This window comes from Aromatoleum sp. (assembly GCF_035254505.1).
Classification (GTDB): domain Bacteria; phylum Pseudomonadota; class Gammaproteobacteria; order Burkholderiales; family Rhodocyclaceae; genus Aromatoleum.
In genome coordinates this window covers 46,608-73,221 of record NZ_DATFAO010000100.1, presented here as the reverse complement: position 1 = coordinate 73,221, position 26,614 = coordinate 46,608, and the positions used below count along the sequence as shown (strand labels likewise).

At 66.4% G+C, this 26,614-nt stretch carries 25 protein-coding genes; 12 read left to right on the top strand and 13 right to left on the bottom strand.

The window, feature by feature from the left end; all coding sequences use genetic code 11:
• The first annotated feature begins 69 nt into the window (after positions 1 to 69).
• The 7 genes from VJ673_RS22390 (at position 70) to VJ673_RS22360 (ending at position 10,036) form a co-directional block, all read left to right on the top strand.
• Positions 70 to 1,089, top strand: coding sequence for a WD40/YVTN/BNR-like repeat-containing protein (locus VJ673_RS22390; protein ID WP_324128392.1), 1,020 nt, complete (start codon positions 70 to 72; stop codon positions 1,087 to 1,089).
• A 10-nt stretch (positions 1,090 to 1,099) separates the two neighbouring features.
• Positions 1,100 to 3,475, top strand: a complete 2,376-nt coding sequence (locus VJ673_RS22385) for an efflux RND transporter permease subunit (protein ID WP_324128391.1) — start codon at positions 1,100 to 1,102, stop codon at positions 3,473 to 3,475.
• Between the two features lie 88 nt (positions 3,476 to 3,563).
• Positions 3,564 to 5,144 carry a DUF1302 family protein gene (locus VJ673_RS22380; RefSeq protein WP_324128390.1) on the top strand — a complete coding sequence of 527 codons (1,581 nt, stop codon included), beginning with the start codon at positions 3,564 to 3,566 and terminating at the stop codon, positions 5,142 to 5,144.
• Between the two features lie 17 nt (positions 5,145 to 5,161).
• Positions 5,162 to 6,487 carry a DUF1329 domain-containing protein gene (locus VJ673_RS22375; protein ID WP_324128389.1) on the top strand — a complete coding sequence of 442 codons (1,326 nt, stop codon included), beginning with the start codon at positions 5,162 to 5,164 and terminating at the stop codon, positions 6,485 to 6,487.
• A 150-nt stretch (positions 6,488 to 6,637) separates the two neighbouring features.
• Complete coding sequence (locus VJ673_RS22370) at positions 6,638 to 8,629, top strand: AMP-binding protein (protein ID WP_324128388.1); 1,992 nt, start codon at positions 6,638 to 6,640, stop codon at positions 8,627 to 8,629.
• 19 nt (positions 8,630 to 8,648) lie between these two features.
• Positions 8,649 to 9,347, top strand: coding sequence for a CoA transferase subunit A (locus tag VJ673_RS22365; RefSeq protein ID WP_324128387.1), 699 nt, complete (start codon positions 8,649 to 8,651; stop codon positions 9,345 to 9,347).
• Positions 9,348 to 9,349: 2 nt separating this feature from the next.
• A complete protein-coding gene (locus VJ673_RS22360; RefSeq protein ID WP_324128386.1) occupies positions 9,350 to 10,036 on the top strand; it encodes a CoA transferase subunit B in 687 nt (228 codons plus the stop codon).
• 158 nt (positions 10,037 to 10,194) lie between these two features.
• Here the strand turns inward: VJ673_RS22360 and VJ673_RS22355 are convergent, their stop codons facing one another.
• The 5 genes from VJ673_RS22355 to VJ673_RS22335 form a co-directional block, all read right to left on the bottom strand.
• On the bottom strand, positions 10,195 to 10,725 hold the full coding sequence (locus VJ673_RS22355) for a hypothetical protein (RefSeq protein ID WP_324128385.1): 531 nt from the start codon (positions 10,723 to 10,725) through the stop codon (positions 10,195 to 10,197).
• Positions 10,726 to 10,812: 87 nt separating this feature from the next.
• Positions 10,813 to 11,415 (bottom strand): Holliday junction branch migration protein RuvA, encoded by a 603-nt coding sequence (gene ruvA / locus VJ673_RS22350; RefSeq protein ID WP_324128384.1) that lies wholly within the window; start codon positions 11,413 to 11,415, stop codon positions 10,813 to 10,815.
• A gap of 21 nt (positions 11,416 to 11,436) precedes the next feature.
• Entirely contained in the window at positions 11,437 to 12,387 is a 951-nt protein-coding gene (locus VJ673_RS22345) for a prenyltransferase (RefSeq protein WP_324128383.1), read from the bottom strand.
• 8 nt (positions 12,388 to 12,395) lie between these two features.
• Positions 12,396 to 13,850 (bottom strand): ribonuclease G, encoded by a 1,455-nt coding sequence (gene rng / locus VJ673_RS22340; RefSeq protein ID WP_324128382.1) that lies wholly within the window; start codon positions 13,848 to 13,850, stop codon positions 12,396 to 12,398.
• Positions 13,851 to 13,948: 98 nt separating this feature from the next.
• The gene (locus tag VJ673_RS22335; protein ID WP_324128381.1) at positions 13,949 to 14,569 is read right to left on the bottom strand and encodes a Maf family protein; all 621 of its coding nucleotides are present in this window, start codon (positions 14,567 to 14,569) and stop codon (positions 13,949 to 13,951) included.
• A 194-nt stretch (positions 14,570 to 14,763) separates the two neighbouring features.
• Here VJ673_RS22335 and VJ673_RS22330 point away from each other — a divergent pair, with 194 nt between their 5' ends.
• From VJ673_RS22330 to VJ673_RS22320, 3 genes are read left to right on the top strand one after another with little or no spacing between them, the layout of a single operon-like run.
• Positions 14,764 to 15,231 (top strand): cupredoxin domain-containing protein, encoded by a 468-nt coding sequence (locus tag VJ673_RS22330; protein WP_324128380.1) that lies wholly within the window; start codon positions 14,764 to 14,766, stop codon positions 15,229 to 15,231.
• A gap of 4 nt (positions 15,232 to 15,235) precedes the next feature.
• Positions 15,236 to 16,162, top strand: coding sequence for an ethylbenzene dehydrogenase-related protein (locus VJ673_RS22325; protein ID WP_324128379.1), 927 nt, complete (start codon positions 15,236 to 15,238; stop codon positions 16,160 to 16,162).
• 22 nt (positions 16,163 to 16,184) lie between these two features.
• Positions 16,185 to 16,670, top strand: a complete 486-nt coding sequence (locus VJ673_RS22320) for a cupredoxin domain-containing protein (protein ID WP_324128378.1) — start codon at positions 16,185 to 16,187, stop codon at positions 16,668 to 16,670.
• 12 nt (positions 16,671 to 16,682) lie between these two features.
• On the opposite strand, the gene rlmH is transcribed toward VJ673_RS22320, so the two are convergent.
• The 8 genes from rlmH to VJ673_RS22280 form a co-directional block, all read right to left on the bottom strand.
• Entirely contained in the window at positions 16,683 to 17,153 is a 471-nt protein-coding gene (gene rlmH / locus VJ673_RS22315; RefSeq protein ID WP_324128377.1) for a 23S rRNA (pseudouridine(1915)-N(3))-methyltransferase RlmH, read from the bottom strand.
• A gap of 37 nt (positions 17,154 to 17,190) precedes the next feature.
• Positions 17,191 to 17,550 (bottom strand): ribosome silencing factor, encoded by a 360-nt coding sequence (gene rsfS, locus VJ673_RS22310; protein ID WP_324128376.1) that lies wholly within the window; start codon positions 17,548 to 17,550, stop codon positions 17,191 to 17,193.
• Positions 17,550 to 18,233 carry a nicotinate-nucleotide adenylyltransferase gene (gene nadD, locus VJ673_RS22305; RefSeq protein ID WP_324128375.1) on the bottom strand — a complete coding sequence of 228 codons (684 nt, stop codon included), beginning with the start codon at positions 18,231 to 18,233 and terminating at the stop codon, positions 17,550 to 17,552. Before nadD ends, rsfS begins: the two co-directional genes overlap by 1 nt.
• Positions 18,214 to 18,987, bottom strand: coding sequence for a BPSS1780 family membrane protein (locus VJ673_RS22300; protein ID WP_324128374.1), 774 nt, complete (start codon positions 18,985 to 18,987; stop codon positions 18,214 to 18,216). Before VJ673_RS22300 ends, nadD begins: the two co-directional genes overlap by 20 nt.
• Before the next feature lie 5 nt (positions 18,988 to 18,992).
• Positions 18,993 to 19,829 carry a DUF2189 domain-containing protein gene (locus VJ673_RS22295; RefSeq protein ID WP_324128373.1) on the bottom strand — a complete coding sequence of 279 codons (837 nt, stop codon included), beginning with the start codon at positions 19,827 to 19,829 and terminating at the stop codon, positions 18,993 to 18,995.
• 4 nt (positions 19,830 to 19,833) lie between these two features.
• Positions 19,834 to 20,775 carry a homoserine kinase gene (locus tag VJ673_RS22290; protein ID WP_324128372.1) on the bottom strand — a complete coding sequence of 314 codons (942 nt, stop codon included), beginning with the start codon at positions 20,773 to 20,775 and terminating at the stop codon, positions 19,834 to 19,836.
• A gap of 45 nt (positions 20,776 to 20,820) precedes the next feature.
• Positions 20,821 to 21,138 carry a DUF2782 domain-containing protein gene (locus tag VJ673_RS22285; protein ID WP_324128371.1) on the bottom strand — a complete coding sequence of 106 codons (318 nt, stop codon included), beginning with the start codon at positions 21,136 to 21,138 and terminating at the stop codon, positions 20,821 to 20,823.
• A 73-nt stretch (positions 21,139 to 21,211) separates the two neighbouring features.
• Positions 21,212 to 21,937, bottom strand: a complete 726-nt coding sequence (locus VJ673_RS22280) for an LOG family protein (protein WP_324128370.1) — start codon at positions 21,935 to 21,937, stop codon at positions 21,212 to 21,214.
• 92 nt (positions 21,938 to 22,029) lie between these two features.
• Here VJ673_RS22280 and polA point away from each other — a divergent pair, with 92 nt between their 5' ends.
• Positions 22,030 to 24,762 carry a DNA polymerase I gene (polA, locus tag VJ673_RS22275; RefSeq protein ID WP_324128369.1) on the top strand — a complete coding sequence of 911 codons (2,733 nt, stop codon included), beginning with the start codon at positions 22,030 to 22,032 and terminating at the stop codon, positions 24,760 to 24,762.
• 159 nt (positions 24,763 to 24,921) lie between these two features.
• On the top strand, positions 24,922 to 26,553 hold the full coding sequence (locus VJ673_RS22270; RefSeq protein ID WP_324128368.1) for a carbamoyltransferase family protein: 1,632 nt from the start codon (positions 24,922 to 24,924) through the stop codon (positions 26,551 to 26,553).
• The last annotated feature ends 61 nt before the right edge of the window (positions 26,554 to 26,614 follow it).

Here is a 26,614-nt window from a genome sequence, read left to right as displayed (position 1 = left end):
TGCCCTGCAGGGATTCGGCTGCCCAAAAAAAGAAAACGCGCGCCGTTCCGGGGCGTGAAGGAGACTCTGATGCTGCGTCGATTGAGAAAGTATGGAGGCGGCGCCCGGCGCGTCGTGACCTTGATGACGTCGTCCGCGCCCCTGGTGATCGTCGGCGGACTGCTGTACGCCGGCCTCTTCGTCAAGGCCGAGGCGGTGGTGCAGAAAGTCGAACCGCCGGCGATCGAGCGCCGCGACACGTTCTACAGCGTCGCCACCCCGGACAGCCAGGTCGTATGGGCGGCGGGCGCCGGCGGCAAGATCGTCCGCAGCGAGGACGGCGGCCAGTCCTGGGTGCGCCAGAGCTCCGATACCGAAGTCAATCTGCAAGGCATCGCGGCGTGGGACAGCGAGCACGCGATGGCCGTCGGCAATGACGGCGTCGTCGTCGTGACCGGCGACGGCGGTCGCAGCTGGGCGCGCGCCGAGATTCCCGCCAGCAGCAATCCGAACAAGCTGTTCCGCGTTCGCATCGCGAGCGGAGCGGCCTGGGCCGTCGGCGAGTTCGGGGCCGTGCTGCGCTCGACCGACCGCGGCGCGACCTGGTCGCGTGTGCTGCCCGAAGAAGACCGCGCCTGGAACGACATCGCTTTCGTCGGCGATTCGGGCTGGCTCGTGGGCGAGTTCGGCGCGCTGATGCGGACCACCGACGGCGGCGCGAACTGGCAAGCGGTGGCGACGCCGAACAAGGTCAGCCTGATGGCGCTCGCCTTCCGCGACGCCGCACACGGCGTGGCCGTCGGTCTCGCCGGCACCTTGCTGGTCACCAGTGACGGCGGCGCCAGCTGGCGCCAGGTGCCGGCCTTCACCCGCGAACACTTCTACAGCGTGATGTGGGACGACGGCCGCTGGCTCGCCGTCGGCGACAAGGGCGTGATGGCCAGCGCCGACGCGGACGCGCAGACATGGCAGCTCGGCCGCGTCGCCGACGGCGACGTGTCGTGGCGCACCCAGGTCGCCCGCGTCGGCACGCGCTACTTCCTCGCCGGCAGCAACCTCGCCGTGCTCGACAACGGCGCCCTGCGCGTCGCCGGCCAACAGCGGATGTGAGGGAACACAGGTGAAAAACACGACATTCGGCAAGGTCGATCGCGCCTTTGCCTTCCTCATCCGCTTCCGCGCGCTGGTGGTCGCCGCGGTGGCCCTGGTGACGCTGGTGATGGGCTATCAGGCGAGCCAGATCGAAGTGAAGACGATCTTCAGCGACTTGCTGCCGCGCGATCATCCCTACGTCGCCGTGAACCAGCGCTTCAAGCAGACCTTCGGCGGCTCGAACATGGTCAGCATCATGCTCGAGGTCGAGCACGGCGACATCTTCAACCCGGTGGTGCTGGGCAAGGTGCAGAAGCTCACGGTCGATCTGCAGCAGGTCGAAGGCGTCGATACCTACCAGATCATTTCGCTCGCGTCGAAGAAGATCAAGGAGGTGCGCGCCTCGACCGAGGGCGTCGAATCGCGTCCGCTGATGTGGCCGGAACTGCCGCGCGACGAGGCGGCGCTCGCGGCGCTGAAGGCGTCGGTGCTCAACAATCCGCTGGTCTACGGCCCCTACGTGTCGACCGACCTGAAAGCGACGCTGGTCACGGTCGATTTCAGCGACGGCAATATCGACTACACACGCGCCTTCAACCAGCTGATGACGCTGGTGGAGGAGGCGAGCGGCGACGGCGTGCAGGTGCGCATCGTCGGCGAGCCGGTGCTCTACGGCTGGGTGAACCACTACCTGCACGAGACGCTGACGATCTTCTTCATCGCGGTCGGTGCGCTGGTGGTGTTGCTGTGCCTGATCACGCGGACCTGGCACGGCACGACGCTGCCGCTGCTCGCCGGCACGGTCAGTGCGATCTGGGCACTGGGCGCGGCGCGGCTGATGGGCTTCCATCTCGATCCGCTGGTGGTGGTGGTCGCGTTCCTGATCACCGCGCAGGCGATCTCGAACTCGGTGCAGCTCATCGCCCGCTTCGACGACGAGACCGCGCACGGCGTCGCGTTGGCCGAGGCCGCCGCACGGGCGAGTGCCCGCAACCTGTTCAAGCCGAGCATGCTCGCGATCGTCGCCGACGCCGGCTGTGTGCTGGTGGTCGCGCTGACGCCGATCCCGCTGCTGCAGAAGATCTCCTTCATCGGCACGGTGTGGGTGCTGACGATCCTGATCAGCGCGCTGGTGCTCACGCCGGTGATGCTGTCCTGGGTCAGCGCACGCCAACGCCCCATCCACCCGGTGAACATCAACCCCGTGCTGATGGCGATCCTCAAACTGTGCTCGGCGATCGTCACGACGCGCTGGCGCTACGCGGTGCTCGGGGCGGCAGGGGCGGTGTTCGTGGTCTCCGGCCTGTACGCCTTCAACCTGAAGGTCGGCGATGCCAACCCGGGTTCGCCGATCCTGTGGCCGGACTCGAGCTACAACCGCGACGCCGCGGAGATCAACCGCCAGTTCCAGGGCTCGGACCGCATGTTCGTCGTCGTCGCCGGGAATCAGCCGGGGGCGCTGCGCGAACCCGAGGTGCTGTCGAGCATGACGCGCTTCCAGAAGTACATGGAGGCTCAGCCGGAGGTCGGCGGCAGCATCTCGCTCGCCGACATCCTGCCGCAGGTCAAGCGCGTGCTGCGTGAAGGCAATCCGATGTACCAGGAGCTGGGGCAGAGCGGCGACGAGAACGGCGAGCTGATGTACATGTTCGTGTCCGGTTCCGATCCGGGCGACATGGATCGCTATGCCGATGCCGACGCGAAGAACGGCGCGGTGACGCTGTTCTTCCGTGACCACCAGGGCGAGACGATCCGCACGGCGGTGGCCCGCGTGCGCGACTACGTCGCCCAGCACCCGATCAAGGACGCCGAGTACCTGCTCGCCGGCGGCCTCGTCGGGGTGCTGGCGGCGGTGAACGAGGTGATCCTCGCCGGTCAGATCGAGGCGATCGCCCTCGCGCTGCTGGTGCTCGTCGTCTGCTGCACGATCACCTACCGCTCCACGGTGGCCGGGGTGTTCTTCATGATCCCGGTGCTGCTCTCCAACACCATCACCTTCAGCTACATGGCGTGGCAGGGCATCGGCATGAACATCAACACGCTGCCGGTGGTGGCGCTCGGCATCGGGCTCGGCGTCGATTACACCTTCTACATCGTCGATGGCATCCGCGAGAACCTGCACCGCTCGCACAACGTCGAGCGCGCCATCGTCAATGCGCTGATGGGGCCGGGCAAGGGCGTGCTGATCACCGCGATGACGCTGATCACGAGCGTCGTGCTGTGGCACTTCTCGTCGCTGCGCCTGCAGGCCGACATGGGCGTGCTGATCGCCCTGTGGCTCTTCATCTCGGCGTTCAGCGCCCTCTTCATCATGCCCGCCCTGGTCTATGTGTTCCGGCCGGAATTCATCGTGGGCAGCAAGCGACATCCGATCGAGCAGGCCGAGCCGGTGATGGTCGCTTGATGCGGTCCCGCGGGCGCGGCAGCGCCGAGCGGGCCGCGTCCGCCCATGAAGCTTTCAGTGCAGTGCCAAAACCATAAGGAGCGAGGAGATGACGAAGGGAGTAGCAAGAAGAAAGATCGCAGCGGCCGCCGTGGCCGCCGCGATTGCCGGGCTCGCGGGGAGTCCGGCACACGGTGCCGAGAGCCCGGCCCGGGGCGCCGAGGACGACGGGTCCTGGGCCAAGGATTTCAGCTTCAACCTGTCGGGCTATGCGCGCGCCTGGGTGTCGATGAACCTCGAGGACCAGCCCGAACTCGATGCGATCGACAAGAAGAGCAAGGGCAAGCTGTCGATGGTGCGCGGCTCGCTGTTGCTCGACGCGGATGCGCGCACCGGGCCGGTGAAGTGGAAAGCCATCGGCCGTCTCGATCGGGAAGCCAAGACCGACTACCTGCGGGACCTCGAGCGCCTGCGCGAGACCAACGGCACGGCTGGCGGCAACAGCATCCTGGACAACTACAACCAGCGCGAACTGCGTGAGCTGTGGGCCGAAGTGCCGCTCGGCGACCGGGTGACCGTGAAGGCGGGCAAGCAGCAACTGGTGTGGGGCGAATCCGACTTCTTCCACGCGATGGATCTGGTGCATGGCTATGACCTGTCGTGGCGCCTCTTCTTCGAGGGCGAGAACGAGGAGTGGCGCAAGCCGCTGACGCTGATCTCGACCAAGATCCGCGTCCCCGAGGCCGACGGCATGCTCGCGGCCTATGTGCGGCCGGGCTGGGACAGCTGCGAGTCGATCGGCAACACCTACGATATCCGCGGCGGACGCTGGTTCTTCCAGCCCTATCGTGGCTTCGACCTCAGCACCGTGACCAACAAGGACTGCAAGCACCCCGACGGCGATTACCGCGACGTCACCGGCGGCGTGCGCTGGTCGGGCGAGGCCTACGGATTGAGCTATTCCTTCGCCTGGCTCAGCACCTTCTCCGCCGATCCGGTCGCGAACTCCACGTTCAGGCCCTTCGAGAAGGCGCCGACCGGCTCGGTGTTCGATCTGATCCACCCGAAGATCGATGTCTATGGGATGACGGTCAGCGGCTACAGCGGCCCGCTCGACGCCGTGCTCAGCGCCGAGATCGCCTACACCCAGGATCAGCCCTACAACGTCGGGACCGGGGCTTTCCTCGATCCGAAAGTGCCGGGCAATGTCGGCATCGGGCTCGGCGGCGTGAAGAAGAAGGACACGCTGACGACGATGCTGCGCATCGACAAGAACCTCGGTCTCGAAGGCCTGCTCGGCACCTCGCGCCCGTCGTTCTCGTCGATCCAGCTGTTCGACACCCAGGTGCTGAACTTCAAGGAGTCGGACGACCTCGTGCGTCTCTTCGCCTACGGCACGCCGCTCACCGAGCACAACACCATCCTGACCGCGTTCACGACGCTGAACTACCGCAACGACACGATCAACCCCGGCTTCGCGATCGGCTTTGATCTCACGCACGGCGGCGGCTTCGCCATTCCCAGCGTGTCGATGACGCTCTCCGAGCAGTGGCTGGCGAAGATCGAGGCCGACCTGTTCTGGACCGGCGACCGCTCCAGCAAGGTCCCGTTCAGTAACCAGAAATCGCAGCTGTTCGGCTATTTCGACAACGCCAGCCAGATTGTTTTCCGCTTGACCCGGCAGTTCTAAAAAAGGAGGAGACCACCATGTACAAGCATTCCCGAAACACCGACCGCCCCGCGGTGCGACGCCTCGCCACCGGCGGCGCCGTCGGCCTGATGCTGTTGTTCGCGATGCAGGGCGCGCAGGCCAAGGTGCTGGAGCCCGGTTTCGTCATCACCAAGGACAACCTCGCCGGCGTCAAGAACGACACCTTCGAGGGCAAGACCATCGCGAGCATGATTCCCGAAAAGCTCGAATGGATGATCAACAACTACGACCTGACGATCAAGATCGCCCACTCGAAGAAGATCGAGATGGACCCGAAGTACGTCGAGGCGACGAAGAACTGGTCGAAGGACGTCAAGTTCAACCCCGCCGACCGCACCGTCACCGGCTGGAAGGCGGGCATGCTGTTCCCGCCCGAAGCGATCAAGCTCGACGACCCCAACGCCGGCGACAAGGTGATCTGGAACCTGCGCGCGGCGACCTACGGCGCGACGATGGACCTGCGCGACATCGCCTGGGTGTTCCTCGACGCGAAGAAAGGCTTCGAGCGCGTGCAGCGCTTCCAGTCGCGGCGCTACTACATGGAAGGACGCCTCGACGGCGGGCCGATCTCGGTCGGCGACGGCAACGTCGCGCAGAAGACCTACTTCGTCGCCACCAGCCCGCAGGAGATCCGCGGCATCGGCTCCTTCTCGGTGCGCTACAACGAGGCCGACTCGAAGAAGCCCGACGACGCCTACGCGTACCTGAAGTCGGTGCGTCGCACCCGTCGCCTGTCGGGCGGCGCGTGGATGGATCCGATCGGCGGCACCGACCAGCTCTATGACGACTGGGATATCTGGGACGCCTGGCCGACGAAATACACGTCGAACAAGCTGATCGAGAAGCGCTGGGTCTTCGCCATCGCCCACAGCCCCGACATGAGCGTCGACAACAGCCAGACCGGCAAGTCGATCGAGAAGGAATACCCGCGCATCGGCATGAGCGAGCCGCCCTTCTTCAACCCGGCGAAGGACATCGAGTGGGAGCCGCGCGAGGTGTATGTGGTCGAGGGCACGCCGCCGCCGGAGCACCCGTACAGCAAGAAGGTGGCCTACATCGAAGTCGAGTTCCCACGGCCATACCTAGGCTATGCGCTCGATCGCAAGGGTGAGTTCTGGAAGATGTTCATCTTCCAGAACCGCCCCGACACCGGCGACGACGGCTACAAGGCGGTGATGCCGGTGGTGGGCCACATCATCGACGTCAAGCGCGGTCACGCCACCAACTGGTCGTCGAACATGAAATCCAACCCGAAGGGCGTGAAGGAGACCGACGTGTCGCTCAACGTCCTCGAGGAAGTCGCAACCGGCGCGGGCCGCTGAGGCGGCTTCCGCCACCGCGATCGGGATTCCGGCTCTCCCCCTTTGTCCGTCCCCAGCCCCCTTCGGGGACGGACATTTTTTTGCGCAAGGGCGAGGCGGGACCGCTGCGGTCCGCGGCATCGACAAGGACAAGGCCGGGAGAACTCCGACATGAACATGTATACGCCCACGGGCTACGAATGGCGCACGACGCAGCTCGCGCGCTTCATCGCGCGCCACGGCTATCGTGACCTCGACGACCTGCGCGAGCGGGCGGCGTGCGAGCCGGCACGCTTCTGGGACCAGGTCGTCGAAGCGATCGGCCTCGACTGGGTGACGCCGTACCGCGAGACGCTCGATGTGAGCGACGGTGCGATGTGGCCGAAGTGGTTCGTCGACGGGCGCCTCGACCTCGTCGACAACCTCGTCGGCAAGCACGCCGGTGCGACGCCGACCAAGATCGCGATCCGCTGGGAGGGTGACCGCGGCGAGCTGCGCACCATCAGCTATGCGGAGCTGTGCGCCGAGGTGGAGCGCGTCGCCGCCGGCTTGCGCGCAATGGGCGTGGGCGAGGGCGACCGCATCGCCCTCTACCTGCCGATGATCCCCGAGGCCGCCGTGACGATGCTCGCTGCGACCCGCATCGGCGCGATCTTCATCCCCTTCTTTTCCGGCTACGGCGCCGACTCGGTCGCGCAGCGCATCGCCGACTGCGAGGCGCGCGTGCTGGTCTGCGCCAACGGCTACTACCGGCGCGGCAAGCGCGTGCCGATGCTCGCCGAGGCCCGGGCGGCGGCGCGCGCGAGTCCCTCGCTGCGCCACCTCGTCGTCGTCGACCGGCTGGGCATCGGTCCGGCCGACGTCGCCGACGATGCCGGCGAAGCCTCCTGCGTCGAGTTCGAATACCGGCGGCTCCCGGGCTACCTGTCCACCTGTCCGCGCACGGCCTTCCTGGCCGATCAGACGCTGATGCTGATCTACACCTCGGGCACCACCGGCAAGCCGAAGGGCGTCGTCCACACGCACGCTGGCTTCCCGGTGAAGGCCGCGCAGGACCTGCAGATGGCCTTCGACCTGCGCGCCGACGACACGCTGATGTGGATCACCGACATGGGCTGGCTGATGGGGCCGTGGATGGTCTACGGCGGGCTGATGCTCGGCGCGACGCTGATGTTCTACGAAGGCACGCCCGATTACCCCGACGCCGGGCGGCTGTGGCAACTGGTTGAGCGCCACCGCGTCACGCATCTCGGCCTGTCGCCGACGCTGGTGCGGATGCTGATGACGAACGAGGCAAGCCTACCTGCGCCGGGCACCCTCGACACGTTGCGCGTATTCGGCTCGACCGGCGAGGCGTGGAACGAGGCGCCGTGGCGGTGGCTCTTCGAGCAGGCGGGCGAATCGCGTCGCCCGATCATCAACTACTCGGGCGGCACCGAGATCGGCGGCGGCATCCTCGCGTGCTTTCCCGGCCTGCCGCAAAAGCCGTGCTCCTTCAACGGGCCGATTCCGGGCATGGCGGTGGACGTGCTCGACGGCGACGGCCGCTCCGTGCGCGGCACCGTCGGCGAACTCGCGATCCGTCAGCCCTGGCCCGGCATGACCCACGGCTTCTGGCGCGACGCGGAGCGCTACCGCGACGCCTATTGGTCGGTCTGGCCGGACGTGTGGGTGCACGGCGACTGGGCGCGCGTCGACGAGGACAGCTACTGGTTCGTCCATGGCCGCAGCGACGACACGATCAAGATCGCCGGCAAGCGCGTCGGCCCGGCCGACTTCGAATCCGCGCTGGTGTCGCATCCGCTGGTCGTCGAGGCGGTGGCGGTCGGGGTGCCCGACGAACTCAAGGGCGAAACCGCGGTGTGCTTCGTCACCGTTGCCGACCGCGAGGCGCTCGCGACGCGGCCATGGGAGGCGTGGGAAGCGAAGCTCGTCGAACACGTCGGGCGCCAGCTCGGCAAGCCCTTGCGTCCGGCGCATGTGCATCGCGTCGACGCGATCCCGAAGACCCGCAACGGCAAGACGGTGCGCCGCGTGATGCGCAGCGCCTACCTCGGCACTCGCGTCGGCGACCTGTCGTCGATCGAGAATCCGGCCGCCATCGACGCGGTGCGCGTGATTGGGCCGGCCGCCCGCGACGTGGCGGACGCCGTCGGAACATGATCTTTACCAGGAGAACCTTATGAGCAAAGTGTATCCGGACGCCGCTGCCGCACTGGCCGGCGTCGTGCAGGACGGGCAGACCGTCGCGGTCGGGGGCTTCGGCCTGTGCGGCATTCCCGAGACGCTGATCCACGGGCTGCGCGACGCGCAGGTGAAGGACCTCACCGTGATCAGCAACAACGCGGGCGTTGATGGCGTCGGCCTCGGGCTCCTCCTCGCCACGCGGCAGATCCGCAAGATGGTCGCGTCCTACGTCGGCGAGAACGCCGAGTTCGAGCGTCAGCTGCTGTCGGGCGAGCTTGAGGTCGAGCTGACGCCGCAGGGCACGCTCGCCGAAAAGCTGCGCGCCGGCGGCGCGGGCATACCGGCCTTCTACACCCGCACCGGCGTCGGCACGCTCGTGGCCGAGGGCAAGGAGGAGCGCGACATCGACGGTCGGCGCTACCTGCTGGAGCACTCGCTGACCGCCGACGTCGCCCTCGTCAAGGCGTGGAAGGCGGACCGCGCCGGCAACCTCGTCTATCGCAAGACCGCGCGCAACTTCAACCCGGTGGTCGCGACGGCCGGCCGGATCACGGTGGCCGAGGTCGAGGAGCTGGTCGACACCGGCACCCTCGACCCCGACCACATCCACACCCCCGGCGTCTTCGTCCAGCGCATCGTCGTCAATCCGCGCCCGACCAAGCACATCGAACAACGCACCACTCGGCAGGAATGAACATGGCCTATACTCGTGACGACATGGCCCGGCGCGCCGCGCAGGAGCTACGCAACGGTTATTACGTCAATCTCGGGATCGGCATGCCGACCCTCGTCGCCAACCACATTCCGCCGGGCATGGAGGTGTGGCTGCAGTCGGAAAACGGACTGCTCGGCATCGGGCCGTTCCCGACCGAAGCCGAGGTCGACGCCGACCTCATCAACGCTGGCAAGCAGACGGTCACGACGCTCGCCGGCAGCAGCATCTTCAGCAGCGCCGATTCCTTCGCGATGATCCGCGGCGGCCACATCGATCTCGCCATCCTCGGCGCGATGCAGGTGAGCGAGCGGGGCGACCTCGCCAACTGGATGATCCCGGGCAAGCTCGTGAAAGGCATGGGCGGAGCGATGGACCTCGTGGCGGGGGTCCAGCGGGTGGTGGTGATGATGGAGCACGCGGCGCGCGACGGCACACCGAAGATCGTCCGCGAATGCTCGCTGCCGCTGACCGGCGCCGGCGTGGTCGACATCATCATCACCGACCTCTGCGTGTTTGCCGTCGACAAGCGGCCCGGCGGGGGCGGTCTGGTGCTCATCGAACTGCACCCCGGCGTGAGCGTCGCCGAGGTGAAGACCAAGACCGGCTGCGAGTTTGCCCTCTCCCCCGGGCTGGCGGCGCAGAACGAGGCGGATTGTGTGGCCGGCTGAACCGCCGCCCGCTCGCGCCTGCGCCGACGCGCAGGCCGAGCGCATCCGCCTTGCGGAATCCCTGCGCGACATTACCCGCCGGCATCTGCTCGGCCGACTCTCCCGCGGGGAGTACCGCTGTGCCCTCGGCGCCCTCTGCAACGCCGGGGCGGGGGGCCTCAGCGAACCCCCTCGCAGCCGACCCAGCGCAGCCGGTCCCCCACCCGCAGCATCTGGCCCCGCGACCGCAGGTAGGCCTGCTGCACCGCGTAGGCCTGGCGCTCGGCCGCCATGACGTCGGCGCAGGTGTCGAACGGGTGCCCGCTGCTCGCGCCATCCTGCAACGCGTGCACGAACTCGTGCACCAGGAAGGAGTTGTCGATGTCGTTGTCGAGGCTGAGGTCGTCGCGATAGACGATGCGACCCTGCTCCACGATGTAGGCCGCCACGAGGCCCTGTTGCCCGGTGCACCGCTCATAGCGCGAGGAATCGAGGTCCGGCTCCTCGCAGACCGCCGGCCACATCGCGTGTTGCGTCGTGCAGTCATCGAATGCCGCGAGCAGCTGCCGGGCATCCGTCTTGAGATCGCTGCAGATCTCCTGCAACAGGTCCCGATACGGCATCGCCTGCACCGGGGGGCGTGCCTCCATCGCCGGCAGTCCGCTCAGCTCGACCGCCGCCGCAAACAGCAAGCTCAATAATTCGTCCATTGGCCCTGCCTCCCGCGGTTCCGGCAAGCTCCTGCTTGCCCTTGCGCTGGATGAGCCTCCGTGTCCCCTCCGCAGGGGAAGGCTGCCTCAGGCTTTGGACAGGCTCTTCAGTGCGAGACGGATGCCATCGGAGACGCCGCTGTCTTCCGGCACTCCCTTCATTGCCGACAGCGCTTCCTTCTCGTTATAGCCGAGCGCGAGCAGCGCGTTGAGAATGTCGCTACGCGCGTCCGGTTCGGCCGTCGCGCTGCCGGCCGGGAAGACCGTCGCCCCCAGCGTCGGCAGCGCCTTGCCGAGCTTGTCGCGCAGCTCCAGCAACAGGCGTTCGGCGGTCTTCTTGCCGATGCCGGGGATCTTGATCAGTCGCCCGGCCTCCTGCAGCGCCACGGCCTGCGCGAGATCCGTCACCGACAGCCCTGACAGCACCGCGAGCGCCGTGCGCGCGCCGATGCCCGACACCTTCAGCAGCTGGCGGAAGGCCGCGCGTTCGTCGGCGCTCGCGAAGCCGTACAGGAAGTGCCCGTCCTCGCGCACCGCGAGGTGGGTGAAAAGCGACACGGCTTGTCCGCTCGCGGGCAGGCCGTAGAAGGTGCTCATCGGCACGTCGATCTCGTAGCCGACGCCGTGCACGTCGACGACGATCTGGGGCGGGTTCTTTTCCAGCAGGATGCCGGCGATGCGTCCGATCATGGGATCAATCCGAAATTGAAGTCAGGTGTGGCGGCCGAAGGCGAGGGTGGCCGCGAGCACGAAACCGTGCAGGTTCGTCGCAAGAATTGTCAGCTTGATCGCCGGTGCGAGCTTCGCCGGTTCCTCCGCGTGCTCGCGCAACAGCCGCGCCGCATGGAAGGACAGGACCAACGTCAGCGCCGCGGCGGCGCAGGCCTGCGGCAGGTTGTAGCGCCCGACCTGCAGCACGAGCCAGCCGTAGGCGATGATCGCGACGCCAAAATAGGCCCATTTCGCGCTATCCGCGCCAAGCTGCACGACCAGCGTGCGCTTGCCCGCCGCCTGGTCGCCCGCGCGGTCCGGAAACTGGTTGATGAAGAGCAGATCCGCAACGAGCAGTGCGAAGGACACCCCGGCCGCAACCGGCGTCCACGCGAAGGTGCCACGCTGCACGAAGTCCGCACCAATTACGACCAGCAGCCACGCCGCCGCGACCGCGAACTCGCCCAGCCCGCGGCTCGCGAGCTTCAGCGGCGGCGCCGAATAGGCCCAGCCCAGCACGAGCCCCGCAAGTCCGATCGCAATCAGCCCCGTCCCCGACCCGGCCGCGAGCCAGATCCCGGCAGGGACCACCGGCACCAGCAGCGCCCAGCCCAGCCGCGCCGTCTCGCGCTCCGTCAGCACGCCGTTCTGGATGAAACGGCTGCCGCCCGTAAAGGGGAAGATCCGCTGCGTGTTCGCCGCGTCCGCGCCGCTCAAGGCGTCGTGGTAATCGTTCAGCACGTTGGCCCCGGCATGCGCGAGCAGCGCAAAGACGACCGTGACGATCGCGCGCAGCATGTCGAAAGGCAGGCCATCCGAATGCGCCGCCGCCAGCCCGATCAGGCAACCGGCGAGCGTGACGCTGAGGAAGGCGGGGCGGGTCGCGAGGAACCAGCGCAGCGGAGTGGCGCCGAAGCGCTCCGGCGTCGGCTCGCGCGGTGTTGCAGGCACGCCGACGCTCACAGCAGCACGATGTCGAACTGTTCCTGCTGGTAGCTCGCCTCCGCGTGCAGCGAGATCTTCTTGCCGATGAAGTCCGACAGCATCGCGAGCGACTGCGATTCCTCGTCGAGGAAGAGATCGATCACGCCCGGCGCGGCGAGGATGCGGAATTCGCGCGCGTTGAACTGGCGCGCCTCGCGCAACAGCTCGCGCAGGATCTCGTAGCACACGGTGCGGGCGGTCTTCACTTCGCCGCGGCCGCTGCAGGTCGGGCAGGGCTCGCACAGCAGATGGGCGAGCGATTCGCGCGTGCGCTTGCGGGTCATCTCGACGAGGCCCAGCGCCGTGAAGCCATTGACCGTCATCTTCGTGTGGTCGCGAGCGAGCGCCTTACGGAACTCGTCGAGCACCATGTCGCGGTGCTCCTGGCTTTCCATGTCGATGAAATCGATGATGATGATGCCGCCGAGGTTCCTGAGGCGCAGTTGCCGCGCGATGGTCTGCGCCGCTTCGAGGTTGGTCTTGAAGATCGTGTCGTCGAAGTTGCGCGCGCCGACGAAGCCGCCGGTGTTCACGTCGACGGTCGTCATCGCCTCGGTCTGGTCGATGATCAGGTACCCGCCGGACTTCAGGTTCACCCGCCGCGCGAGCGCCTTCTGGATCTCGTCCTCGATGTTGTGCAGATCGAACAGCGGCCGCTCGCCGCCGTAGTGTTCGAGCAGCGGCAGCACCTTCGGCGTGTATTCCGCGGCGAAGGTGCTGAGCTTCTGGTAGTTCTCGCGCGAGTCGACCTGCAGGCGCGTCGTGTCGTCATCGACGAGATCGCGCAGCACGCGCTGGGCGAGGCTGAGGTCCTCGTACAGCAGCGTCGGCGGAAAGCGCCCCGTGGCGCTGTTGCGGATCTCGCCCCACAGCTTCCTCAGGTAGCCGATGTCGGAGGAGAGCTCGGTGTCCGACGCCGACTCGGCCATCGTCCGCACGATGAAGCCACCCGGCTCGTCCTCGGGCACGAGGCGCGTCAGTCGCTCGCGCAAGGCTTCGCGCTCGCTCTCGTCCTCGATGCGCTGCGAGATGCCGATATGCTTTTCCTGCGGGAGGTACACGAGCAGCCGCCCTGCGATACTGACCTGCGTCGAGAGCCGCGCGCCCTTGGTGCCGATCGGATCCTTCAGGACCTGCACCATCAGGCTCTGGCCTTCGACGAGGATGCGCTCGATCGGCCGCCCCGTGTCGCCGTTGTGGCGGTCGCTCCAGATATCCGCGACGTGCAGGAAGGCCGTGCGCTCGAGGCCAATGTCGATGAAGGCGGACTGCATCCCCGGCAGCACGCGCACGACGCGGCCCAGGTAGATGTTGCCGACGATGCCGCGGCTCGCGGTCCGTTCGACGTGCAACTCCTGCACGACACCCTGTTCGACGATGGCGACCCGCGTCTCCTGCGGGGTCACGTTGATGAGGAATTCGATGCTCATGGAAACAGCCGCTCAATGGGAAATGCGCAATCGCAGTGCAAGGGTCGAACAGCGATTGCGCATTGCCCATCGGATGCAATGCGCGCGTACCGGCGTCGTCACAGAGGATAGCCGAAGGTTTCGAGCAACTGCGCGGTTTCGTACAGCGGCAGTCCCATGATGCCGGTGTAGCTGCCACGGATCTCCTCGATGAAGATCGCCGCGTGCCCCTGGATGCCGTAGGCGCCGGCCTTGTCCATCGGTTCGCCGCTCGCGACGTAGGGCCGGATCTCGGACTCCTTCAGTTCGCGGAAGCGCACCTCGCTGACGTTGATATGGCTGCGGATCTTCGTGCCGTCGCTCATCGCGACCGCGGTCAGCACGCGATGCGTCCGCCCCGACAGGCGTTGCAGGATCGCCGTGGCGTCGGCGGCATCCGTCGGCTTGCCGATGATCGCACCGTCGAGTTCGAGCGTCGTGTCGGCGGCGAGCACCGGGTTGAAGGGCAGCGAGCGCCAATGCAGGCGCTTGAAGCCGGCCTCGGCCTTGGTCAGCGCGAGGCGTTCGACATAACGCTCGACCGGCTCATTCTCGAAGGGTGTCTCATCGACGTCGGCATCGTCGCCGCGCTCGCCGCTGCGGAACACCAGCACGTCGAAATTCACGCCGATCTGGCGCAGGAGATCGCGCCGGCGGGGGCTGCGCGATGCGAGGTAGATGCGTGGAGGCAGGTGGGTCATGGCATTCTGGTGCCCGAAGCGGTAATGGTCGGGGTTTCCTCGATTCTACCCCGCGCCCGGCATGGGCGTTGCAACCACCCGGCCAGCCGGCGCAAGCTCTTGAAAATAATTGATACAATCTCAGGGTTAATATGCCGCGTCCATCCACTGGTTTCGATGGCGTGCCCTTCCGACCTTTCGAGGAGATCACCGCAATGCGCAAGTCCTTCCTGGCCCTCGCCGTCTCCGCGGCTTTCGTCCTTGCCGCCCCCGTTGTCATGGCCGCCGACTACATTGTCGACGGTCCCACGATCGTCAAGGCGGCAAATTGGGACGCGCTGGAGACCGTGACCATCGAACTCGAGGACTTCAGCTATTCGCCGCAGGACCTCAAGCTGAAGGCCGGCCAGCCCTACCGGCTCGTGATCAAGAACATCGGCGAGAAGGACCACTACTACACCGCGGCCGACTTCTTCAAGAACGTCGCGTGGCGCAAGGTGCAGACGCCGAAGCCGAACGGTGCGGAGATCAAGGCGCCGTATTTCAACGCCGTCGAAGTCTACAAGGGTGGCGGCACGGCCGAACTCTTCCTCGTCCCGGTCACCAAGGGGGAGTACGAAGTGCATTGCACGATCGACGACCACAAGGACAAGGGCATGCACGGCACGATCACCGTCGAGTAAGCGCATGAAGATCCGTCCGTCGATGACCCGCTCCCCGATGTGCAGGCTGCTCCTTCCGCTTGCGCTGCTGCTGCCGCAGGCGGCTTTCGCCGACGCGCCGCCCCAGGTCGTGGCGGTGCAGAACCTCGGCTCGACGCCGAAGGTCGACGGCGAGCTCGGCGAGTGGGGCAGCGACGGCTGGATCAAGATCCCGGTCAAGCCCGCGCTACCGCGTGACGAGCGCGCGAAGTACGGGCTGGAACCTTCGGGTGAGCGCAACACCACCGGCAAGCTCGAAGTGGAGATGAAGGCGGGCGTTGCCGGCGGCAAGCTCTTCATTGCCGTCCGCTATCCGGACGACGCCGCCGACACGCAATACAAGGACTGGGTGTGGCGCGACAACAAGTACCAGCGCGACAACCAGCTCGACGACATGTTCGCGGTGCGCTTCCACCTAAGCGGCGACTACGACCGCACGATGCTGTCGACCAAGGAATACCGCGTCGACGTGTGGCTATGGTCGGCCGCGCGCAGCAATCCGACCGGCTTCGCCGAGGATATGAATCACTTCATCACGACGAAGATGCAGGACTCCGCGGCCGAGTACCAGGTCAAGGACGGCCCGGTGATTTATATCTCCAAGCAGCGCGACGAGGGCGCCGGGCCCTACGACGTCGTGCCGCGTCCCCGCGAGAACAAGGGCGACAAGTTGATATCCTTCGTCCCCGCGACGCCCTCGGGCAGCGGCGCCGATGTCGCCGCGAAGGGCGTGTGGAAGGCGGGCCAGTGGTCGCTTGAATTCGCCCGCGCGCTCAACACCTCGCGCCCCGACGACGTCGTGTTCAAGCCAGGGACCAAGCTGCTGGGCCAGATCGCGGTGTTCAACCGTTCGGCAGCGGAGAACAAGAGCGTCTCCGAGCCGCTGCTCTTCGATTTTTCGGCAGTGAAGTAAGCGTTTCGCGGAGGGGGGCGATATGCTGGTGTTGGGCAATGTCGTGACCCGCGCCTTGCGGGCACTGAGGTGGCTGATGCTCTTGGCTGTGACCGCCGCTGCGTTCGCCGAGGACGACCTGCCGCAAGGTATGCACCCGGCCTTGGTCGGAATCGACTGGGCGCAGGCGACCCGCGTTGAGGTGGATCTTGGCGATCATCTGTACGAGCCGGATCGAATCATGCTGCACAAGGGCAAACCTTACAAGCTGACGCTCAACAACGTCGGTCGTTTTGCGCACGACATGGTCGGCGGCTCCTTGTTCGACGAGTCGGTCATTGCGCTGCGGATGGTCAATTCCAATGCGGGACGGGTGATCGCCGACCGCGTGAATTCGGTGTACGTCCGGCCGAAACACACTATCGAGCTGTGGCTGGTGCCACTGATGGAGGGCGAGTATTCCTTCTACTGCAGCCTCAATGGCCACCGGGAAGACGGAATGGAGGGAGTCGTCACGATCGTCCCGTAGAACGACACGCTTTCATTCCCTGTGATACGGGTGGTTCTTCAGCACCGTCCAGGCACGATACAGCGCCTCCGCGAGCAGCGGGCGCACCAGCGCATGCGGCAGCGTCAGGCTCGACAGGCGCATGCGCTCGTGGGCCGAGGCCTTGATCGCCGGGGCGAGCCCGTCCGGGCCGCCGACGATCAGCGCGACGTCCGCGCCTTCGCCTTGCCAGCCTTCGAGCCGGCGCGCGAGTTCCATCGTCGTCAGGTCCGAGCCCCGCTCGTCGAGGATCACGCGGCGGCAGCGGGGCGGCAGCGCGGCTTCGATGCGCGCCGCTTCGGCCGCCATCATCGCTTCTACGGTCTTGCCCGTCGTGCGCGGTTCGGCCTTCACCTCGACGAGCTGCAGCGGCAGCTCACGCGGCATGCGGCGGGCGAATTCGTCGAAACCCGCTTCGACCCAGGTGGGCATGCGGGTGCCGACGGCGACGATCAGGAGTTTCATCGCCTAGCGGGCGACAGGGCGCGTGCGGGGACCGGACTCAGGCCGCGCCGACGGCGCTGCGCGGACGGCGCATTGAGCTGCCGGTCCACAGTTCTTCGAGGTTGTAGTAGGCGCGCACCGCGGGCTGCATGACGTGCACGACGATCTCGCCGAGGTCGACCAGCACCCATTCGCCGCTCTCTTCGCCTTCGACGCTGACGACGGTGCCGCCTGCTTCACGCACCTTTTCCTGCACATTGCGGGCGAGCGCCCGGGTCTGTCGGTTGGAGTCGCCGGAGGCGACGACGATGCGGTCGAATAGCGAGGTCAGCTTGGTGGTGTTGATGACTTCGATGTCCTTGGCCTTGATATCTTCGAGAGCGTCGACGACGAGTTTTTCGAGCGTGTGGATGTCCATCAGTTTTTGCAATAGAGGTGGTGCAACCCAATATAGTCGAGAACCGGATCGGGCAGCAAATAACGGGCGCTGTGTCCGGACCGGATGAGGTCGCGGATCAGCGATGCGGAAATGGCCAGCGGCGTCATGTCGAACGGGACAATCTTTCCCGCTGGTGACTGCCGCAGCACGGTAGAGTCGGTCGCAATGCGACCGGCACATGCGTCATCGAGTTCCTGCGACAGCGTCGCCGGCCAGCGCCGGCCGTGCGGCGCATAGCCGGGACGGTTGGCGACGGCGACGTGGGCGAGTTCGAAGAGGTCTTGCCAGCGGTGCCAGCCGGGCAGGCCGGCGAAGGCGTCGGCGCCGAGGATCAGTACGAGGGGGCGCGCCCGTCCATGCTGCGTGCGCAGCCGTTCGAGCGTGAGCACGGTGTAGCTGGGGCCTTGGGCGAAGACTTCGCCCGCATCGACGATGAATCCGTCATTGCCGGCGCTGGCGAGCTGGACCATCGCGAGGCGTGCCGAAGCCGCGGACTGGGGCGTGTCGCGATGCGGCGGGGCGCCCGCGGGGATCAGCGCGACCTGGTCGAGCTGCAGCGCTTCGCGCGCCTCTTCGGCCAGGCGCAGATGGCCGAAGTGGATGGGATCGAAGGTGCCGCCGAGCAATCCCAGCGGACCGGCATCACGCACCTGCCGAGCCATCGCGGGGCGGGCCGAAGACGTCGCAGGCATTGACGTAGAAGCTCGCGAACACGATCGGGATCACGACCAGCGGGAGCGGCACCGACAGCAGCGTCGCGAGGATCGGCGACAGCCGGCCGACGAGCGCGAGCACCATGCTCGGCAGCACCGCAGCGAACATCGCCAGCGCGATCGAGTACATCAGGAAGGGGCGCCAGTTGCGCTGGCAGGCGATGAAGCTGAAGAACATCGCCTTCGGCGCCGGGATCTTCCACCAGCCGGCGAGTACCGGCGCGAACCAGTAGGCCATCATGACCGGGGTCGAGAGCGCGATCGCGATCAGCAGCGCGATTGTGAAGCCGGTGCCGCCGGTCGCCTGCGGGTCGATCCTGGCGCCGGTGGTCATCATGCTCAGCAGCGTCCCGCCGTCGGCGACGATCGTGATCGCAAGAACGGCGACGCTTGCGACGAGATAGATCGCGCCGATCATCACCAGTGCGGGAAGGTTCTGCTGGAAACCCGAGAACAGCACGTCCGGTCCGGCCTTGCGTCCCTGGTCGATCGCCAGGCAGGTGTTGAGCACGCCGAGCGAGAGCACCGGCATCAAGAGCGATGCGATCGGCTGGCCGATGAAGGGAACGATGCTGACGAGCAGCAGCGTCAGCAGGTAGCCGAAGGAGACGAAGGTGAGCAGCGCCGGATTGCGGCGCCACAGCCGGAAGCCTTCGTTGAGCCAGGCGAAACCGCGTTGCGAGGGGAGTTGTCGGGCGTCCATCGCTTTCAGGCTGCGTCGTCGGGGGTGGATCGGGAGTCGGCGGCGGGTGCGAGCAGCGCCGGCTGCGACTCGCCGAACGTATCTTTCCACGCCGCATGCAGCGCGCCCGCAAGCACGGGGATGAGCACTAGCACGCCCAGTCCGAATGGCAGCATCGCGAACCAAGCCAATAAATACAGGATAAAGCCCAAGACGATAAAGCTGGCGAGATTCGAGACGCCCGCACGCAAGGAGAGCCTTATGGCGTCGAGAGGCGAGACGTTTTGCAGCATGACCAAGGTCGGTGCGAACCAGAGGGCCATCAGCAGCAGGACCAAGAAGACCGGCCACAGTGCAAGTGACAGCAATGCGACCGAAGATCCCAGTCCGATATTGCCCAGGCTGCCGACAATCACGCCGGTGACGGCGGCGCTACTGCCCACGACGATCGCAATCAGCGCAGCGAGCAATCCGCCGAGGACACAGAAGAAGCCGATCATCAACAAATTGCCAGGATGACGACGTGCTCCGTCGAACAGATAGGCAAACTGCAGCGGCTGCCCCTGATCCAGTGCATGAGCGCCTGAAATCATGCCGGCAACGAGCATCGGGAAAAGCATCTGCAGGACTAACGGAGCCAGCAATGGGCCGTAGGTCGGAATGACGCCAATCACGAAGGCCAAGGTAAACAGGATCGCGGTAAGCGCCAGCGTCTGGAGAATCCACAGACCGGGGCTTGCGGCAAAGGTCTTCCAGCCGGCGGCGAGCCATTGCAGGGTCTGGGCGGGTGTGACGTGGCCCGGGTGCGGCAGCGGATGCCGGCGGCGGTGGTGGTTGGCGGACGCGTTGGACGTTTCGGTCATTGGGTCAGACGGGCAGCGAATGCGGCTGTGCGATGCGCAGGCGCAGGATGTCGCGATATTCGGAGGGCGGCTTCACGAGCACCATCTCGCCCGGCTTGGGCAGATGGAAGTCCTCGGCGCGCGACAGCCAGAAACGCAGGGCCGCGGCGCGGAGCATCGCGGACCAGTTGCCCCGCTCGGCGTCATCGAAGGGGCGTTCGGCGTGATAGGCGTCGAGCAGCGCCTGGCTGCGCTCGGGGTCGAGCGCGCCGTCGGGCGTCGCGCACCAGTCGTTGACGGTGACGGCGACGTCGAAGAGCAGTGCGTCGTGGCCGGCGAAGTAGAAGTCGATGACGCCGCCGATGTAGTCGCCTTCCCACAACACGTTGTCGCGGAAGAGGTCGGCGTGGATCACGCCCTGCGGCAGGCGCGAGTAGTCGTTGCCGGCCTGGAAGGCCAGTTCCGCGTCGAGCAGCGTGCGTTCTTCGGCGGGCAGGAAGGGACGCACGCGCTCGGCGGTTGCGTGCCGCCACGCGGCTCCGCGCGGATTGTCCTGGCGGCGACCGTAGGACAGGCCCGCCAGATGCAGGCCGGCAAGCATCGCGCCGACGCGCGCGCAATGCGCAGCGGTCGGGGCCATCTCGGAACGCCCCGACAGGCGCATCACGAGCGCTGCGGGCTTGTCGCTGAGCGTGCCGAGGTATTCGTTGTCGCGGTCGGCGATCGGGCCGGGCACCGGCAGGCCGTGGCGCGCGAGATGCCCCATCAGGTGCAGGTAGTAGGGCAGCTCGGCGCGCGGGATTCCTTCGAACAGCGTCAGGACGTAACGGCCGAGCGTCGTCGTGACGAAGAAATTGCTGTTCTGAACGCCAGCGGAAATGCCCTGCAGCTCGACCAGGCGGCCGACAGCGTAGTGGCCGAGCCAGTGGGCGAGCGATTCGTGGGCAACCGGGGTGAAGACGGACATGACAGTGCTTACGGCAGGTTCAGGAGCCCGGAAGGCGGGCGGGAGTCACCAGGACTTGAGCACCCAGAGTGGCACGGCGAGCGTCGGCATCACGTCCTGGCGGGTCATCACGCCGTTGCCTTCCTGGTCGATCAGGTAGTAGGGCACGCCGTGAGGGGGCGTGACCTTGATCATGTAGAGCCTCCCCGAGATGCGATATTCCTGCACGGTGTCTTGCCCGCGCTTGAGAATCGTGACCTGGGGTTCCGGCGTCTGGTCGGAAGGCATCGGCGGGGGTTCGGGCAGCGGTTCGAGTTTCGGGGGCTGCTGGGCGGCCAGCGGGGTCGCCGCCACCATCAGCAGCGCCATCAGAGTGCGGCGCATGGTGCTCTCCTTGTTTGGCGCGGATTCTAGCAGGGAGCCGCGTTGCTCGTCCGTCATTAAGATCAAAGTTGCATCAAAGGTTGAGCAGCAATTCGTGTTCCTCGGGCAGCGGCAGGAATCCGCGGTTCTCGTAATGCTTGAAAATCGCCTCGACGACGTCCTCCGGTTTGTCGATCACCTGGATCAGGTCGAGGTCCTCGGGGTTGATCATGCGCTCGGCCACAAGGCGGTCGCGGAACCAGTCGATCATGCCTTTCCAGAACGGGCCGTGCACGAGGATGATCGGGATCTTGCGGCTCTTGCCGGTCTGGATCAGCGTCAGCGCTTCCATCAGTTCGTCGAGCGTGCCGAAGCCGCCGGGCATCACGACGTAGGCCGTGGCGAAGCGCACGAACATGAACTTGCGCGCGAAGAAGTGCTGGAAGGTCTGCGAGATGTCCTGGTAGGGGTTGGAGCTCTGCTCCATCGGCAGCTGGATGTTGAGGCCGATCGAGGGGCTCTTGCCGAAGTAGGCGCCCTTGTTGGCCGCTTCCATGATGCCCGGCCCGCCCCCGGAGATCACCGCGAAGCCCGCGTCCGACAGCAGACGCGAAATGCGCTCGGTGAGGATGTAGTACATGTGATCGGGCGCAATCCGCGCGCTACCGAAGATCGACACCGCGGGCCGGATGGCATTGAGCCGTTCGGTCGCCTCGACGAACTCTGCCATAATTCCGAAGATCCGCCAGGACTCGCGCGCGTTGAAGCGTGGCGCGGTACTGCTTGTGGCGCTGTGCGGGATTTTGTCTTTCGCAGTCATTTTCTTCTCGTCGTGTCGTTTTCCGGCTTCCGCGCCGGTATTCATTCGAGGCTCGGCCCCTGCGGCCCGGTTTCGCGCAAGGATTTTTCTCGATGCCTGTCCTGTTGCTCGTCGATGGTTCCAGCTATCTATATCGCGCCTTTCACGCGCTGCCGGATCTGCGCAACTCGAAGGGGGAGCCGACCGGTGCAATCCGGGGCGTTTTGTCGATGCTACGTCGGCTGGAGAGCGACTACAAGGCAGAATTCCGCGCCTGTGTCTTCGACGCCAAGGGCAAGACTTTCCGCGACGACTGGTATCCGGAGTACAAGTCGCACCGCCCTCCGATGCCCGATGACCTGCGCTTGCAGATCGAGCCGCTGCATGAGGCGGTGAAAGCGGAGGGCTGGCCGCTGCTGTGCGTCGAGGGCGTCGAGGCCGACGACGTGATCGGCACGCTGACCCGCGAGGCGCTCGAGCGCGGCTGGGAAGTCGTGATCTCGACCGGCGACAAGGACCTGACGCAGCTCGTGCGCCCCGGCGTGAAGTGGGTGAACACGATGAGCGAGGAGGTGCTCGACGAGGCCGGCGTCGCGGAGAAGTTCGGTGTGCCGCCCGAGCGTATCGTCGACTATCTGGCCCTCGTCGGAGACACCGTCGACAACGTGCCCGGGGTCGAGAAGTGCGGGCCGAAGACGGCGGTGAAGTGGCTGACCGAGTACGGCACGCTCGACAACCTCGTCGCGAACGCGGACAAGGTCGGTGGCAAGGTCGGCGAGAACCTGAGAAAGCACCTCGAATTCCTGCCGCTCGGCCGCAGACTCGTGACGGTCGCGACCGACATCGCGCTGCCGATTGCGCTCGAAGAGCTGCCGGCGCGCGAGGACGACAAGGTGGCGCTGCGCGCGCTGTACGAGCGCTTCGAATTCCGCGGCTGGCTGCAGAGCCTGGACGGCGCGGCTGCAGCCGCTGCCGCCACCGGCGCGACCCCGACTGGCGTCGCTGCAGCCGCCGAAGATCCTCTGGAGCCCGGCGCGCATCGTCAGGGCTACGTCTGCATCCATGACTGGGAGACGTTCGAAGCCTGGGCCAAGAAGCTCGAAGCCGCGGAGCTCGTCGCCTTCGACACCGAGACGACGAGCCTCGATCCGATGATGGCGCAGTTGGTCGGCATGTCGTTCGCGACCGTCGAAGGCGAAGGGGCTTACCTGCCGCTGTGCCATCGCGGCCCCGATCAGCCCCAGCAACTGCCGCCGGCCGAAGTGCTCGCGCGGCTGAAGCCGTGGCTCGAATCCGCACAGCACGCGAAACTCGGCCAGAACATCAAGTACGACGCGCATGTGCTCGCGAACCAGGGCATCCGTCTCGCCGGCATCGTGCACGACACGCTGCTCGAGTCCTACGTGCTCGAGAGCGACAAGTCGCACGACATGGATTCGCTCGCGAAGCGGCACCTGGGGCTGACGACGATTCCGTATTCGGAAGTCTGCGGCAAGGGCGCGAAGCAGATCGGCTTCGACCAGGTGCAGCTCGAACGCGCGACCGAATATGCCGCCGAGGACGCGGATGTGACGCTGCGGCTGCATCGCAAGATGTGGTCCGAGCTCGAGGCCGAACCGGCTCTCGCGGCGCTGTATCGTGATATCGAGATGCCGGCGATGCAGGTGCTCTTCGACATGGAGCGGACCGGCGTGCTGATCGACGCCTTCCTGCTCGCGCAGCAGAGCGAGGAGCTGGGGCGCCGGCTGATGGACCTCGAGCGCGAGGCGCACAACCTCGCGGGGCAACCTTTCAATCTGTCGTCGCCGAAGCAGCTCGGCGAGATCCTGTTCGGCAAGCTGGGCCTGCCGGTCGTCAAGAAGACCGCGACCGGCCAGCCCTCGACCGACGAGGAGGTGCTGCAGCAGCTCGCGGAAGACTTCCCGCTGCCGAAGCTGCTGCTTGAACACCGCGGCTTCGCGAAGCTGAAGAGCACCTACTCGGACAAGCTGCCGCGGATGGTCAATCCGAAGACCGGGCGCGTGCACACGAGCTTCTCGCAGGCGGTGGCAGTGACCGGGCGGCTCGCGAGCTCGGAGCCGAACCTGCAGAACATCCCGATCCGCACGGCCGAGGGGCGCCGCATCCGCGCGGCCTTCATCGCGCCGCGCGATCACGTGATCGTGTCGGCCGACTATTCGCAGATCGAGCTGCGCATCATGGCGCACCTGTCGGGCGACGCGCGCCTGCTCGAAGCCTTCGCGCAGGGCGAGGACGTGCACCGCGCGACGGCGTCCGAGGTGTTCGGCGTCACGCCGGCAGAAGTCACGAGCGAGCAGCGCCGCTATTCGAAGGTGATCAACTTCGGGCTGATCTACGGCATGAGTGCGCATGGGCTGGCCAAGAACCTTGGTATCGACCGGTCGGCGGCGCAGGGCTGGATCGACCGCTATTTCGCGCGCTATCCGGGGGTCGCGGACTACATGGAGCGGATCAAGGGCGAGGCGAAGGCGAAGGGCTACGTCGAGACGGTGTTCGGGCGGCGGCTGTATCTGCCCGAGATCCGCGCGCAGCAGGTGGGGCGCCGTCAGGCCGCCGAGCGCGCGGCGATCAATGCGCCGATGCAGGGCACGGCCGCGGACCTGATCAAGAAGGCGATGATCGCCGTGCATGGCTGGCTCGGGACGTCGGGGCTCAAGTCGCGGCTGATCCTGCAGGTGCACGACGAACTGGTGCTCGAAGTGCCGCGCGACGAGCTGGACCTGATTCGGCAGGAGCTCCCCGCGCACATGGGCGGGGTCGCGGATCTAGCGGTGCCGCTGCTGGTCGAGGTCGGGGCGGGGGATAACTGGGATGAGGCGCACTGAGCGGCCATTCATCCGGCAATTCGACGCGGTTCGGGCTGCGCCTGTCGAAACTCGTCCGACCGGGGCCCGTGGGCAAGCTCCGGGTGAACGCTCGCCCTGTTTCGAACGCACCTTGTTCTATTGATCGCGGCCTCAATAAACGTCTTCTGAGACTCCACCGTGGCATTCACTGTTCTCGGCCTCACCGGTAGCCGTCTAGCTGATCCGGCGGCCGCGCTGTACCTCGACGGCCGGCTCGCCGCGGCAGTTGAAGAGGAGCGCTTCGTGCGCGAGCGGCATGCGCCCGGAAGCATGCCGCGCGAGGCCGCGCGATTTTGTCTTGAGTCTGCGGGGATTGCGCTGGACGCGGCCGACGTCGTTGCAGTGGCGCTCCCGCCGGGCGGGGAGTCAGCCGATGACCGCGCGCGGGTCGGGGCTTTCCTCGAAGAGCTGGGGTTCGATCCGGCGAAAACCCGGATCACGACGGTCGACTACCTCGACGCCCACGCCGCGAGCGCCTATCTCGGCTCAGGCTTTGCTGAACGCACGGCCATCCTGTGTCTCGCAGAATCCGGCAGTTTCTTCGGCTATGGCGAGGCCGGTCGCATCCACCGCCTTCACGAATCCGCCTGGCCGCACTCGCTATGGGCCCTGTATGGCGCAATGACCGAGTATCTCGGCTTCGAGATGGGCGACGGCGAGTACAAGCTGATGGGGATGGCGCCCTATGGCGACGCCCGCCGCTACGACCTGTCGCGGCTCGCGCGCTTCGAGGATGGCGAACTCGTCGTCGATACGTCGTACGTGAATGTCGCCGATCACGAGCGCTACGAGGCGGATGGCCGTCGCTACGCCTTCTCGCAGCGCCTCGTCGACTGGCTCGGGCGGCCGCGACGCGGCGACGCGGCCGACGAGCCTTACGTGCATTACGCGGCGGCGACGCAGGCCTTATTCGAGAATCTCGTGGGGCGGATGATCGACCATCACCTCGGCGACGTCCTGCGCGACACCGGCCGGATTGCATTTGCCGGCGCCGGGGCGCTCAACGTCAAGCTGAACCAGCGCATCGTGGCGCGCGCGGACGTGCGCGAACTCTTCGTGCAGCCGGCAGCGGGCGACGCGGGGACCGCGCTCGGGGCTGCGGCGGCGGTGTCAGCAAAGCACGGTGTCGTGGTGGAGCGCATGGAGCATGTCTATCTTGGGGCGCGCTACACGAACGAAGACGTGGTCGCGGCATGCCGGGCGCATTCGGTCCCTCCGCGCTGGCAAGTGATCGATGACGTGCCCCGGCGTGTCGCACGCCTGCTGGCTGATGGACATCCGGTCGCGTGGTTCCAGGGGCGGATGGAGTTCGGCCCGAGAGCGCTGGGCGCGCGCTCGATTCTCGGCTGTCCGAGTGTCCCGGGGGTCGCCGACCGCATCAACGAGCAGATCAAGTTCCGCGAGCGCTGGCGGCCGTTCGGGCCGGCGATGCTGGACCGTGTTGCGCCGCGGATGCTCGCGGGTGAGCATCCTGCTCCCTTCATGACGCTGACCTTCGACGTCGTGGAGGACTGGAAGTCGCGCGTGCCGGAGGTCGTGCATGAGGATGGAACGGCGCGTGCGCAAGTCGTCCGACGTGAGCTGCATCCGCGGTACTACGCGTTGATCGAAGAACTCGAAAAGCTCACCGGCAACGGTGTCGTGCTGAATACGTCGCTGAACCGGCGCGGCGAGCCGATCGTGTGTTCGCCGCAGGATGCGCTCGACATGTTCTTCGGCTGCGATCTGCGCTACCTCGTGATGGAGGATGTGCTGGCGGAAAAGGGATAAGCCAGCGTAGTCTGGGCTGACACTGGGAACCCGATCTGCATTGCCGAACGCAATCCCATCG